11 protein-coding genes are annotated in these 13,224 nt (G+C 60.3%); 8 read left to right on the forward strand and 3 right to left on the reverse strand.

The window, feature by feature from the left end:
* Together ACXAH0_RS13290 and ACXAH0_RS13295 are read left to right on the forward strand one after the other, a co-directional pair.
* Nucleotides 1–199 (forward strand): hypothetical protein (locus ACXAH0_RS13290; protein WP_475192246.1); only part of this gene is annotated, 199 nt, incomplete at its 5' end.
* 585 nt (nt 200–784) lie between these two features.
* Nucleotides 785–1,252: a VOC family protein gene (locus ACXAH0_RS13295; protein WP_475191905.1), complete on the forward strand. Its 468-nt coding sequence runs from the start codon at nt 785–787 to the stop codon at nt 1,250–1,252.
* Nucleotides 1,253–1,635: 383 nt separating this feature from the next.
* On the opposite strand, the gene ACXAH0_RS13300 is transcribed toward ACXAH0_RS13295, so the two are convergent.
* Entirely contained in the window at nt 1,636–2,709 is a 1,074-nt protein-coding gene (locus ACXAH0_RS13300) for a tartrate dehydrogenase (RefSeq protein ID WP_475191908.1), read from the reverse strand.
* A 141-nt stretch (nt 2,710–2,850) separates the two neighbouring features.
* Between ACXAH0_RS13300 and ACXAH0_RS13305 the strand changes: the two genes are divergently transcribed.
* The 3 genes from ACXAH0_RS13305 to ACXAH0_RS13315 all read left to right on the forward strand — a co-directional run bounded on the left by ACXAH0_RS13305 (nt 2,851) and on the right by ACXAH0_RS13315 (nt 7,323).
* Nucleotides 2,851–3,765 (forward strand): LysR family transcriptional regulator, encoded by a 915-nt coding sequence (locus ACXAH0_RS13305; protein ID WP_475191910.1) that lies wholly within the window; start codon nt 2,851–2,853, stop codon nt 3,763–3,765.
* A 154-nt stretch (nt 3,766–3,919) separates the two neighbouring features.
* Nucleotides 3,920–4,909, forward strand: a complete 990-nt coding sequence (locus tag ACXAH0_RS13310; protein WP_475191913.1) for a TAXI family TRAP transporter solute-binding subunit — start codon at nt 3,920–3,922, stop codon at nt 4,907–4,909.
* 131 nt (nt 4,910–5,040) lie between these two features.
* Nucleotides 5,041–7,323 carry a TRAP transporter permease gene (locus ACXAH0_RS13315; protein WP_475191918.1) on the forward strand — a complete coding sequence of 761 codons (2,283 nt, stop codon included), beginning with the start codon at nt 5,041–5,043 and terminating at the stop codon, nt 7,321–7,323.
* Nucleotides 7,324–7,475: 152 nt separating this feature from the next.
* Here the strand turns inward: ACXAH0_RS13315 and ACXAH0_RS13320 are convergent, their stop codons facing one another.
* Both ACXAH0_RS13320 and ACXAH0_RS13325 read right to left on the reverse strand, forming a co-directional pair.
* On the reverse strand, nt 7,476–8,177 hold the full coding sequence (locus tag ACXAH0_RS13320; RefSeq protein ID WP_475191923.1) for a GntR family transcriptional regulator: 702 nt from the start codon (nt 8,175–8,177) through the stop codon (nt 7,476–7,478).
* A gap of 9 nt (nt 8,178–8,186) precedes the next feature.
* Nucleotides 8,187–9,569, reverse strand: coding sequence for a formimidoylglutamate deiminase (locus ACXAH0_RS13325; RefSeq protein WP_475191926.1), 1,383 nt, complete (start codon nt 9,567–9,569; stop codon nt 8,187–8,189).
* A gap of 80 nt (nt 9,570–9,649) precedes the next feature.
* On the opposite strand from ACXAH0_RS13325, the gene hutI reads away from it, so the two are divergent.
* From hutI to hutG, 3 genes are read left to right on the forward strand one after another with little or no spacing between them, the layout of a single operon-like run.
* Nucleotides 9,650–10,855, forward strand: a complete 1,206-nt coding sequence (hutI, locus tag ACXAH0_RS13330; protein ID WP_475191928.1) for an imidazolonepropionase — start codon at nt 9,650–9,652, stop codon at nt 10,853–10,855.
* Nucleotides 10,852–12,408, forward strand: a complete 1,557-nt coding sequence (gene hutH / locus ACXAH0_RS13335) for a histidine ammonia-lyase (protein ID WP_475191932.1) — start codon at nt 10,852–10,854, stop codon at nt 12,406–12,408. Before hutI ends, hutH begins: the two co-directional genes overlap by 4 nt.
* The gene (gene hutG, locus ACXAH0_RS13340; RefSeq protein WP_475191934.1) at nt 12,395–13,219 is read left to right on the forward strand and encodes an N-formylglutamate deformylase; all 825 of its coding nucleotides are present in this window, start codon (nt 12,395–12,397) and stop codon (nt 13,217–13,219) included. The genes hutH and hutG overlap by 14 nt, the downstream gene beginning before the upstream one ends.
* Nucleotides 13,220–13,224 lie beyond the last annotated feature (5 nt).

Consider the following 13,224-nt stretch of genomic DNA (forward strand, 5'->3'; position numbering starts at 1 on the left):
TCGAATACATCAATGGCTTCTACAATCCGCGCAGAAGGCACTCGGCTTTGGCATGGAAAAGCCCATTGGCATTCGAAGCCAGGGCCGCTTAAATGAGAACTCGGGGCGGAAACAAACCGTGACAGGTCCAGATAAAGTGTCGAAAGGCATCTGGTTTGATGTACCCGGGGATTTGATTTTCTGTCGGTCCAGGAAATGAAAAATGCATCGAACCAAACACGGTCCATTCGACACAAAGGATGAAGACACAGAGTTTGTAAAATCGCGGTGTGACTGTATTCATTGTGGTTAGCTCTTATCTCGATTGCGCCGTGTGCACCCAGCTTGCAATACTTTCAATCGTAAGTATCCATTTCATTACAGAACCATCTTTTCTGTCAATGGTGTAACCACTTCATAAAATTGGTGTGGACGTAAAGACGATGGTTGTTGGAGTGTATTCGGAGGGTTTTTTAGTCGCAATTTAGAAGCGAAATTTGATTTTCATTCTGCGATCAGCTGGTTATTCAAGTTGTAGAGTGGAATTTCTCTCTCATTTGCGCCAGCCTCCCAAGGTCTCAAAAGTCCGCATCGCCGCCATTTGAACTCGCCGCAACAAAAGTCTGCTTCCCACCCTTGAAAGACCGTGGCCAAGTTTTCCCTTCTCGACAACTTCCGGCCCTGAGCTGACATTTGAAACGTGTGCGGCGAATGACTGAAACGAACCCAAATTGTAAAATGCTGCACCGCGCGCGAATGTCCGGTTCAGAAGGGGCTTTATGTCAAACCGCCTCGGAGATGCGAAGTGAGGATTGGTTCTTTGAGATTGCTACATGTCAGTCTTACCGCGCGAAATGCAGATCAACTGTCATTGTTTTACAAAGAGATTTTCGGCTTCGTAGAGAGACGCGCTCCAAGGCGGCTTTCTGGAACAGCCGTGTCTCGCGGAAATGGGCTGCCGGACAACGATATCTACTCGATCTGGCTGAACTTACCTGCTGGCAATGAACCGTTCTTGGAGATCATGGAGTATACCACCACAGCCGATAGGGGCATCCCCGCTGTGAACGATCCCGGTTATGGCCACTTGGCGTTCGAGGTCTGCGATCTGTACCGGACGATTGAAAAATTGCTGCGGTTTGGTGGGGCCTTGCAAGGCGACGTCACGAACTTTGGCACTGAAGAACGGCCACATTTGATAGTCTATGCCCGAGATTGTGAAGGCAACATTCTGGAGCTGGAGCAACCATCAATCGCTGAAAGCGGTCTGTGAACTGGTCCTGACCGACGGCAGCTTCGTCCGCCCTTTTCAGGGTTTCGCTTGCCGTGCAACAAAGGCGGTTTGCAGGACAAGCACTGGAGAATGACCACATTGCGGGCGTGAAGCGGGCGCGTGATACCAACCTCACCAAATAAGCCCCTATTGGACCGTGACATGAGAACGTTCCGCAAGGTGCGTGTCACGGGGCGATGTCGGGCAGCGTCCAGAACGCGCGACACGGCAGAACGCTCTCATACCGTGGCCGTCGGTGGCTCTTTCAGGCCCGTCGGGCTGTGTCGCACTGCTTGCCCGGCCAACCTGGCCGACCTGCGCGCCTTTCCTTGCCGGTAAACCTGAAAAACCATCCAACAGGGTCTTATGTGTTGCGGGCAGTCTTACGTATTCGACCCGTGGATTGCCTGAATAACGGCGTCGGTCACTTCGCGCGTCGTTGCGTTGCCGCCGACATCGGGCGTGAGGATGCCTGCATCGCAAACCCGCTCCACAGCGGTCATCAGGCGCCGGCTGGATTCCTGTTCGCCCAGGTGATCCAGCATCTGAGAGGCCGTCCAGAATGTTGCCACGGGATTGGCAATGCCCTTGCCGGTTATGTCAAAAGCCGATCCGTGAATAGGTTCGAACATGGAAGGAAACCGCCGCTCCGGGTCGATATTGGCGGTCGGCGCAACACCGAGGCTGCCGGCCAGAGCGCCTGCGAGGTCGGAAAGTATGTCCGCATGCAGATTGGTGGCAACGATCGTGTCGAGGCTTCGCGGGTTCTTGACCATGCGGACGGTCATCGCATCTACAAGCATTTTGTCCCAGGTAACGTCCGGAAACTCTTGCGCGACTTCTGCGGCAATTTCATCCCAAAGGACCATGCCGTGCCGCTGAGCGTTTGACTTGGTCACAACCGTCAGCAGCTTGCGGGGCCGCGATTGTGCCAGCCTGAAGGCGTAACGCATGATCCGGGCGATGCCGGTACGCGTGAAGATTGCGACTTCGGTGCCGACTTCCTCCGGCAAGCCCCGGTGGGCACGCCCGCCATTGCCGGAATATTCACCTTCGGAGTTTTCCCGGACGATCACCCAGTCGAGGTCCCCCACCCCGACATCGCGCAAGGGAGATGTGACGCCCGGAATGATCTTGGTGGGCCGCACATTGGCATATTGATCGAACCCTTGGCAGATTGGCAGCCGCAGTCCCCAAAGTGTGATGTGGTCGGGCACGTCCGGCGCACCAACGGCCCCGAAATAAATCGCATCGAACGGCTTCAACTGGTCAAGCCCGTCTGCTGGCATCATCTCGCCATGCTTCTTGTAGCGGTCAGAGCCCCAGTCGAAAAAGGTCAGGTCAAAGCTCACATCTCCGGACCGCTGACCGAGCGCAGCGAGGACTTCCGATCCTGCTTCAATCACTTCCGGACCAATGCCATCCGCCGGGATGGCCGCAATCTGATAGCTGCGCATTGCAAATTCCTGCTTGTTCGGGCTGGCGGGAGAGCATGACCATCCCTGGCCACCGCTGTGTCGGCCCTAGACTTGCAATCTCCTGTCATTCCGGCAATGCTGGATAGATCATATAAAAAAATGATATAATCGAAGAGATCCATGGAACTTCGCCAACTGAAGTGTTTTATCGCTGTCGCAGATACGCTGCATTTCGGCCGCGCCGCGCAGAAACTCGATATCCTGCCCGCGTCACTGGGGCGGCAGATCAAATTGCTGGAGGACAGTCTCGGCAGCCGTTTGCTGACGCGCACGACACGGAGCGTTGCGCTGACCCAGGCCGGAAGCGACCTGCTGGAGGCGGCCCGCGACATCGTGGACCGCGCTGACCGCCTCGAAGCCGAATTCAGGGAAAGCCAGAGGGACAACGCGTCAGTTTTGCGCATTGGGGCAATAGACAGCGCAGCGGTCGGTCTTGTTCCCAGGTTGATCCCGCTCTTCAGGGAAGCACATCCGGAGGTCGACATTCAGCTTCTTGAACAAAAGACAATCCGCTTGCTGCCAAGATTGCTGACGGGACGGCTCGATGTCGCGGTTGTCCGGCCACCCGAGGTTCTCGACCCTCGCCTTTTGCTGAAATCGTTGTTTTTCGAAACGGCGGTCGTTGCGGTTCCCGATACCCACCCGCTTGCACAGAGGAACCGTATTTCGGTCGAAGACATGGCCGATGAACCGTTGATCATTCCGGACAAGGGGTCGCGGCCGCACAGCCACGACTTGACGATGAAACTGTTCCTGGAGGCAGGGTTGCCCGCCCGGGTCGCGCAGATTGCCGAGGAAAAACAGACCATCGTCAATCTGGTGAGCACGGGTGTCGGGATCGCCATCGTTCCCCGTTGGATCTCCAGACTTACCGTCAAAGGTGTGGTGTTCGTCTCGCTGGATCTGCCGGCTGGGCCAGCAAAAAACAAACTGGCCTTGTCTGTCGCCTGGGTTCGCGATACGCGGGACCCTTCACGTGACGCTTTTCTGCAGACGCTTGAACAGCATGTGGACCAGATTGCGACGACGGCATAGCTTTCTATTATTCCATTTTTTTATATAAATCTTCTGCGCTGTGCAGCGGCAATATGCAGGTTTAGCCTGCATATCTGGTGAAGGGCCGGTGTTTGCTGTCCACAGGAGGATGTGGGCTCGGGCGACAGACCCTTTATGAAAAGTGGAGGAACTCATGAATTTCAGCATGATGACCGGCGTCTTTGTGATCGCCGGGTTGACCGCAACCGCAGCGGTCGCAGACACAGTTGACAAGACTGGCTGGCCGGACAGCTTTACCGTGGGAACGGGATCGCAGGGTGGAACCTATTTCGGATATGGCACAGGTTGGGCCAACATTGCCGGTGAAGAGCTTGGTGTGTCAGGCGCTGCCGAGGTCACCGGCGGACCGATGCAGAACATGGCGCTTGTGCATTCCGGCGACCTGCCATTTGGCATGACCACCATGGGCCCGGCGGCAGAATCGATTGCCGGTTCCAATCCCATTGCGCCAGGATTGCAGATGGACAAGGCCTGCGCCATGTTCCCGATGTACCAGACCCCGTTCTCGATCACGACCTTGAGTTCTTCAGGCATCGCCTCCGTTGCTGACATTCCGGAAGGAGCGCGTATTGGCTTCGGTCCGGCAGGGTCGACATCCGACACCTATTTCCCGCGTATGATGGAAGAGCTCGGCGTCAAGTTCGAGCGCCGTAATGGTGGCTGGTCCGACCTGGGCAGCCAGTTGCAGGACGGCCTTCTGGACGTGATTGCGTTTGCCGCAGGCGTTCCGGTTCCCGCCGTCAGCCAGCTGGAAGTACAGACCGACATCAACATCATCGAATTCACGGAAGAAGAACAGGCCACGATCACGAAGGCGTTCCCAGTGGCGAATTTCGATATTGCAGCAGACAGCTACACGACGCTGGAAGCACCGGTGCGCTCCGTCTCCATGTGGAACTTCGCGATCGCCAATTGCGATCTGCCTGAAACCTTCGTGTATGGCGTCGTAAAGGCGGTCATGTCCGACAACGATCGCATGGTCGCCACCCACAAAGCCGCCCGTTCGACACTTCCGGAATTCTGGGACCGCAACCAGGTCATGAAGTGGCACCCAGGTGCCGCGCGCTGGTTCCAGGAAACCCAAGGCGCTGACATTCCTGCGGATATGATCTACGGCAATTGACCGCCTAGCGCACCCGCGCGCGGACGTCCTCGCGCGGGTGCCCGATCAAGTCCGCACCGCCTGGCCTTCAGGCAGTGACATCCCCCGACCAAACAGGACAGAGCCGTTCGGATCGGCCGCAGCAGGACCCCATGACAGACAAGACCGACCAGGCAGCCGAGAACGCCGGCAAAAAAGTTCTGGCTGACGGTGTGGATGAAGATCCAATCGAGAGCAATCGGCGTCTCTTCGACGGGCGCGCTTATCTCGTCATGGCAGGCTTGTCTGCAAGCTATGCTGCCTTTCACATGGTTGCGCTCAATGGCGTATCCATTTCCGCATGGACCGGAATAACCATTCCGCTCCTGCCTCAGTTTCCGATGGAGACCTGGAACTTCCGCATCGCCCATATTGCCGGCGCTCTGGCTCTAGGCTTTCTGCTTTTTTCTGCACATATCTTTCATGCAACCGGTGCCCCGCATCGCAATACGCGGCTCGTCAGCATTTTAGCCCTGCTGCTCCTTGCCCCTGCACTCGTTTCAGGGGCTACGGTGATCGGTTTTGTTCATACCATCCATTCCGGCACCCTGCCTCAGATGGGCGGACTGACGACCTGGGCGGCATTTCCGGGCACCGAGATCTACGAAAACGAAGTGTGGTGGTTCGGTTTTCCGCTGCTCATCGCAACGTTCGGAGCGATCCTCACCGGTTGGCTAGAGCGCCGCGGACGCGAGCGCTTTGCCGCGTCCGATATCGTGCTCGCCGTCTGCGCTGTTGTTGTGGCAACCTATTTCATCGCGATCTATGACACGGCGGCCAGGAACTCCGTCGGCACCACATTCGTTCCAATCGGGGTCGCCTTCGCCGCGACGGCTGGATCTGCATTGATCCTGGAACTGACCCGCCGGGTCGCGGGCCTCGCCCTGGTCATTATCACGGCCGTGTTCCTGATCTACACTTTCACAGCCCATCTGCTTCCCGGCATTCTGGCGGTGCAAAGTGCCTACACCTGGCAGCGTTTCTTCGGACATGTCTATTCTGATGCCGGTATTCTGGGGCCAACCACAGCTGTATCGTCCACCTATATCATCCTCTTTATCATCTTCGCCGCCTTCTTGCAGGCCTCCAAGGTGGGCGACTATTTCGTGAATTTTGCCTTTGCCGCCGCAGGGCGCGCGCGGGGAGGACCGGCGAAAGTGGCGATTTTTGCATCCGGACTGATGGGCATGATCAACGGGACTTCCGCCGGAAACGTCGTCGCCACCGGCTCCCTCACCATTCCGCTGATGAAACGGGTCGGATACGAAAAGAAGACAGCTGGGGCCGTGGAAGCTGCCGCTTCGACAGGCGGCCAGATCATGCCCCCGATCATGGGGGCCGGGGCCTTCATCATGGCCGAGATCACCGGCATTCCCTATCAGGACATCGCGATCGCCGCCATCATTCCTGCCGTACTCTATTTTGCCTCGATCTACTTCATGGTCGATTTCGAGGCGGCGAAGCTCGGCATGCGGGGCATGCGCGACGATGAACTGCCGAAGTTCCGGGAGATGGTGGCGCGGGTCTATCTCTTTGTGCCGATCGTCATTCTGATCGCTGCTCTTTTCATGGGCTATTCGGTAATCCGTGCGGGAACGCTTGCGACTGTCTCGGCCGCCGTAGTCTCCTGGTTCACTCCGCATCGCATGGGCCTGCGCTCAATCATCAAGGCGTTTGAACTGGCCGGTGTCATGTCGATCCAGATCATTGCGGTCTGCGCCTGTGCCGGTATCATCGTTGGCGTGATCAGCCTGACGGGTGTAGGCGCGCGGTTTTCCAGCCTGCTTCTCGACCTCGCTGCAGCCAGTCAGCTTCTCGCCTTGTTCTTCGCCATGTGTATCGCGATCCTGCTGGGCATGGGCATGCCGACAACCGCTGCCTATGCGGTCGCGGCCTCCGTGGTTGCGCCAGGCCTGGTGCAGCTTGGCATTCCAACGCTGACTGCACATTTCTTTGTTTTCTACTTCGCGGTCCTTTCAGCGATCACACCTCCGGTGGCGCTCGCAAGCTACGCGGCGGCCGGCATCTCTGGCGCAAATCCCATGGCAACCTCCGTCACCTCTTTCAAGTTCGGACTGGCCGCGTTCATTGTTCCGTTCATGTTTTTCTACAATTCGGCAATCCTCATGGACGGCACTGTCATAGACATCCTGCGCGCCGGCGGAACGGCAATCATTGGGGTGTTTCTGCTGAGTTCGGGTGTCCAGGGCTGGTTCCTCGGAAAAGTCGCCGCCTCATATCTGCGCCTGGGCCTCATCGCTTCTGCTCTCCTGATGATAGAAGGCGGTCTGTGGTCCGATCTGGCGGGCCTGTCCATTGCAGCCATGGTGTTTGCTGCGCAGCGCCTCGTCTCCCCAAAAACCCGGGAGAGCATTCCCGTGCGCGGTGCTGATTGAAATCAACCTCAGCCTCTGTGGTCTTTAAAGACGGCCCGCGGGTTGCACACAGGAGTGCGGCGAACATTTTCCCCGCTCTCATGGCGCAATCAAACGCTCCAAAACCGCCAGTCCGCCCATTGACCGTCTGACCGCCCCCTCCAAAGCACCCGTCAAATCTCCGTGCGCATCCGGTAGCCGGGGGCGAAGATCAGGCGGACATGGGTGATCGGCTGGTTACCGGACCAGGTGATACGCTCCATGGCAAACAGGGCCGTGCCGGGCACCGCATCCAGCTTTTCGCACAGGGCCTCATCCGCATTCAGGGCGAAGAAGGACAGGTCCCCGTGGCTGTAGGGCGCGTTGTGCACCAGCCATTCATTGGCGCTGACATCCTGAAATCGCAATTTTTCCGCCTCCGGCGCTGCTTTCAGGTTGATATAGCGTTCTTCAAACGCGTAGGGCCGCTCATCGGCAAAATGCAGGGTCTTCAGAAACAGAACATCCTCGCCCAAAGACACCTGAAACGCTCCGTGTAGCATCGGCGGCAGGGGCTTCAGCTCCCGGGCCAGAATACTGTGCCGGTAGCTCCGTCCCAGGCTTTCCACTTCCTCGCGCAGGATCGGGATCGTCAGCGTGGCCCGCTGGGGCGGGTTGACGGCCACTCGTGTGCCCGCCTTGCGCTTGCGCACCACAAGCCCGCTCTCAGCCAAGTCCCGCAGCGCCCGGTTGACGGTGGTTCGGGCACAGCCGAATTCCGCTGCCAGATCGGCTTCATGAGGGATCAGTTCCCCCGGCTGCCAGATCCGCTCATGTATCCGCCGCAAAAGCACGGCGCGGACTCCGGTCCAGGAATTCGTGTCTGTCAGCGTCACGTCACCGTCCTACAGTCGGGCACGCAAGGAGGCCATCGTGGCCCGGTAGCGTGCGCGGATGAGATCGCCTTTTACATGGTTTCCGCCCCGCACAACATGCCGTCCCGCCGACCAGACCTCCTGCACCATGCGGTCGTCTCCGGCAAAGACAAAACTGTCAAGCAGATCATCCCCTGCCTTGCCCTCCAGATCGATGGCGGAAGCATCCAGTGCCACAAGATCTGCCAGGGCACCTTCGGCGATCCGTCCGGACGGACGGCCAAGAGCCTGCGCTCCGCCCGCCACCGCGCCATCAAACAGAACCCGGCCGGTTGATTTCTCCCGGGTCGCCACCGACGCCCGGCACCGGTCCCTGAGCCGCTGGGAATATTCCAGTGTGCGCAGCTCCTCCGACAGGGAAATGCGGATGTTGGAATCCGAGCCGATTCCAAACCGGCCGCCACTCTCCAGATAGCGGACGCCATCAAAAATACCGTCTCCGAGGCTTGATTCGGTGATCGGGCACAGCCCGGCCACCGCGCCAGTTGCCGCCAGGCCATGCGTTTCCTGCTCCGTCATCTGCGTGCAATGGATCAAGCACCAGTCTTCTGACACGTGATGGTGGTCCAGAAGCCATTCGACCGGGCGCAAGCCCTTGGCCGCCTGAACCTCCTCCACTTCGGCCACCTGCTCGGCCAGATGCATGTGCAACGGCCGCCCCCGGGCCAGCGCCACCGCTAGGGCCAGGCCATCTTCATCCACCGCACGCAAGGAATGGGGCGCCACCCCCAGCCTCGCATCGGCAGGCAGGGCCTTGAGCGCTTCCGCAGCCAGGGCATGCAGAGCTGCAAAGCGGTCCGTGTCATTGCCAAACCGGATCTGCCCTTGCGCCAGCGGGCGCCGGTCGCAGCCGCCAAACTGATAAAAAACGGGAAGATGGGTCAGGCCAATACCGGTCTCGGACGCCGCCACCATGATCCGCTCTGACAGTTCAGCCAGGTTCTGATAAGGCACTCCGCCCGGCTGGTGGTGCAGGTAATGGAATTCCCCGACCGCCGCATATCCGGCTTCCAGCATTTCCATCTGCACAAAGGCAGCAATCGCCTCCACATCCTCCGGCCGCAAGACATCCAGAAACCGGAACATGATCTGGCGCCAGGTCCAGAAACTGTCCCGGCCACCCGCCCCGCGCCGCTCGCTGAGCCCGGCCATGGCCCGCTGAAACGCATGGCTGTGCAGATTGGCCGGGGCGGGCAGCAAAATGCCGACGCGTTCATGCCCATCAAGCGGGCCGTCAACATCGACGGATGCGATGGTCCCGTCCCGGGACACCGTGATAGCGACATTGTCCGCCCACCCCTGCGGCAGCAAGGCCTTTTGAGCAAAAAGGCGTGTTTCAGCGTGCACCGGCATGCCTGATTTCCTTCGTTGACACATTAATATGTGCATGCATATTATCTTATACCGCGATCTATTCAAGCCGGAGATGGCTCTTGTCCCAACGCCTCCTGACCAATGCCTGTCTGGCCACATGCACCAGTTCAGACACGCCCTACGGTTTGATCGAGACCGGGGCACTGGTTATTGACAACGGCCGGATTGCCTGGGTTGGCCCGGCCATCAACCTGCCGCACGCCTTCCGCGCCCTGCCGGCAGAAGACATGCACGGTCGGCTCATCACGCCCGGCCTGATTGACTGCCACACCCACGTTGTTTTTGGCGGCAATCGGGCGAAGGAATTTGAAATGCGGCTGGAAGGGGCAAGCTATGAGCAGGTCGCCCGGGCGGGCGGCGGCATAGTTGCCACCGTGAGGGCCACCCGCGCAGCCAGCGAAGACGCTCTGCTGGACCAGGCTTTGCCCCGGGTCGATGCCCTGCTGCGCGAAGGCGTGACCACGCTGGAAATCAAGTCCGGCTATGGCCTCGATCTCGAGACGGAGCTGCGCATGTTGCGCACCGCCCGCAAAATAGCCGCCCTCAGGCCGGTCACGGTCCGCACCACCTTTCTGGGGGCCCATGCGGTCCCGGAAGACTATCAGGGCCGGCCAGATTCCTATCTGGACGAGGTTTGCCTGCCAGCGCTGGAAGCGGCCCATGCCGAAGGGCTGGTGGATGCGGTGGACGGCTTTTGCGAAGGCATCGCTTTTTCACCTGAGCAGATGGCCCGGGTATTTGACGCGGCCCAAAAGCTTGGCCTGCCGGTAAAGCTTCACGCAGAACAATTGTCCAATCTGGGCGGCGCGGCCCTTGCTGCCCGCTATGGGGCCCTCTCGGCCGACCATCTGGAATATCTGGACGAAACAGGCGTGAAAGCGTTGAAAGACAGCGGCAGCGTTGCCGTGTTATTGCCCGGTGCGTTTTACACCTTGCGCGAGACCCAACAGCCGCCTCTGGACCTTCTTCGCGCCCATAACGTGCCCATTGCCCTGGCGACCGACTGCAATCCCGGCTCCTCGCCGCTCGCCTCTCTGCTTCTGACCATGAATATGGGCTGCACGCTGTTCCGCATGACCCCGGAAGAGGCGCTGACCGGTGTCACCTGCCATGCCGCAAGGGCCCTTGGCCTTGACGACCGCGGCACGCTGGAAGCCGGGAAACGCGCGGATCTCGCCATTTGGTCCGCCACTCATCCGGCAGAACTCAGCTACCGGATCGGTTTCAACGCCCTTGACACCCGCCTGTTTGGAGATGCCGCATGAGCCCGCTCACCCTTACCCCGGGCAGCGTAACCCTGGCGGATCTGGAGCGGATCTACCGGGATGCCCTACCCGTGCGCATCGACCGCAGCGCGGAAGCCGCCATTGTGGCAGCTGCCGAGCGGGTCGCTGCCGCCGCCCAGGGAACCATGGCCGTTTACGGGGTCAATACCGGCTTTGGCAAATTGGCCAGCGTCAAGATCGCCCCGGACGACACCGCCACCTTGCAGCGCAACCTGATCCTCTCCCATTGCTGCGGTGTTGGCGAGCTCCTGGAGCGGACCACCACCCGGCTGATGATGGCCCTGAAACTTCTGTCTTTGGGGCGCGGAGCCTCCGGCGTGCGCTTTGAGGTGCTGCGCCTGATTGAAGACTGCCTTGATCGCGATGTGACCCCGGTCGTGCCCGCCAAGGGCTCCGTTGGCGCCTCCGGCGATCTGGCCCCGCTGGCCCATATGACCGCCGTCCTGATCGGCGAAGGCGAAGCGGTCGTCAACGGCACCCGCATGCCGGGGGGCGACGCCCTTGCAAAAGCCGGGCTGGAACCGGTCACGCTCGGCCCCAAGGAGGGGCTGGGGCTGATCAACGGCACCCAGTTCTCCACCGCCTGCGCCCTCACGGGCCTGTTCGACGCCTGGCGCCTGGGTGAAGCCACCCTTGTCACCGCCTCCCTGTCCACCGATGCCATCATGGGCTCGACCGCGCCGCTGCTGCCGGAAATTCACGCCCTGCGCGGGCATCGGGGCCAGATCGAGGTTGCCCGGGCCATGCGCACCCTCATGGAAGGCTCTGAGATCCGCGAAAGCCATCGGGTTGGAGACACCCGGGTGCAGGACCCCTATTGCATCCGCTGCCAGCCCCAGGTGGCCGGGGCCTGTGTCGACCTCTTGCGCATGGCCGCCACCACGCTGGAAATCGAGGCCAATGCGGCGACCGATAATCCGCTGGTGCTGAACGAAGCAGACCGGATCGTGTCGGGCGGCAATTTCCACGCCGAACCGGTGGCCTTTGCCGCCGACCAGATTGCCCTTGCGGTGGCGGAACTGGGGGCCATTGCCCAGCGGCGGGTGGCCCTGATGGTCGACCCGGCGCTGTCTTTCGACCTGCCGCCCTTTCTCGCCCGCGATCCCGGCCTCAATTCCGGCATGATGATTGCGGAAGTCACCACCGCCGCCCTGATGAGCGAAAACAAACATCTGGCCAATCCCTGTTCCACCGACAGCACGCCGACCAGCGCCAATCAGGAAGACCATGTCTCCATGGCGGCCCATGGCGCCCGGCGCCTGGCCCAAATGACCCGCAATCTGTCGCATATTCTGGGGGTTGAGCTGCTCTGCGCCGTGGAGGGGATTGAACACCGCCGACCGCTCAAGACAAGCCCGGCCCTGCAGAGCGTCATCACCCGGCTGCGCCAGGATGTACCGCCGCTGGATGCGGACCGGTATCTGGCCAACGATCTGGAGACGGCGGCCTGCCTGGTCCGCTCACGCGGGCTGGCTTCCGTCCTGTCCGACGCGCACCTGATCGATATGGGAGCCCGCCATGCAGCCGGTTGAGGTCACCCGCGGCGATAGCCCCATCGTTCTCGGCCTGCCCCATTCGGGAACCTTCATTCCCGGCACAATCTGGCACCGGCTGAACGAAACGGGCCGCAAACGGGCGGACACCGACTGGCATGTGGACAGGCTCTATGAGGGCCTTCTGCCCGGCGTGACCCGGGTTGAGGCCACGTTCCACCGCTATGTGATCGATGCCAACCGGGACCCGGCCGGAACCAGCCTCTATCCCGGCCAGAACACCACCGGCCTTTGCCCGCTCACGGATTTTGACGGCGCGCCGATCTACCTGGACGGCTGCGAACCGGACAGCGGCGAGATCGAGGCCCGGCGCCGGTCCTGGCACGCGCCCTATCATGCAGCGCTGGAAGCAGAACTGAACCGGGTCAGGGACCTGCACGGCATCGCGGTTCTTTATGACTGTCATTCGATCCGCTCGCGCATCCCGTTTCTGTTTGACGGCCCCCTGCCCGATTTCAACACCGGCACCAACAACGGCGCCACCTGCGCCCCGGAAATCGAGGCGGTCGTCTATGAAACCACACAGGCCGCAGAGGGCTACAGCGCCGTTCTCAACGGCCGTTTCAAGGGCGGCTGGACGACACGGCACTATGGCCGCCCGAAAGACGGCCTGCACGCCATCCAGATGGAACTGGCCCAAAAGACCCATCTGGCGGGTGAAGACGCGCCCTTTGCCTATGATGAGACAAAAGCCGGACTGCTGCGGCCCCACCTTGCGCAAATCCTGAAACGGCTGGACGCACTGGCCCCATCGCTTGATCCGGTCCACACCCATAACGAAAACCAGTAACAGGA

It is taken from the genome of Roseibium sp. AWQ4_290, assembly GCF_056160985.1.

Coding starts and splice junctions, on each gene's coding strand:
- ACXAH0_RS13300 (WP_475191908.1), bottom strand. CDS start 2,709: ATGCGCAGCTATCAGATTGCGGCCATCCCGGCGGATGGCATTGGTCCG.
- ACXAH0_RS13305 (WP_475191910.1), top strand. CDS start 2,851: ATGGAACTTCGCCAACTGAAGTGTTTTATCGCTGTCGCAGATACGCTG.
- ACXAH0_RS13310 (WP_475191913.1), top strand. CDS start 3,920: ATGAATTTCAGCATGATGACCGGCGTCTTTGTGATCGCCGGGTTGACC.
- ACXAH0_RS13315 (WP_475191918.1), top strand. CDS start 5,041: ATGACAGACAAGACCGACCAGGCAGCCGAGAACGCCGGCAAAAAAGTT.
- ACXAH0_RS13325 (WP_475191926.1), bottom strand. CDS start 9,569: ATGCCGGTGCACGCTGAAACACGCCTTTTTGCTCAAAAGGCCTTGCTG.
- hutH (WP_475191932.1), top strand. CDS start 10,852: ATGAGCCCGCTCACCCTTACCCCGGGCAGCGTAACCCTGGCGGATCTG.
- hutG (WP_475191934.1), top strand. CDS start 12,395: ATGCAGCCGGTTGAGGTCACCCGCGGCGATAGCCCCATCGTTCTCGGC.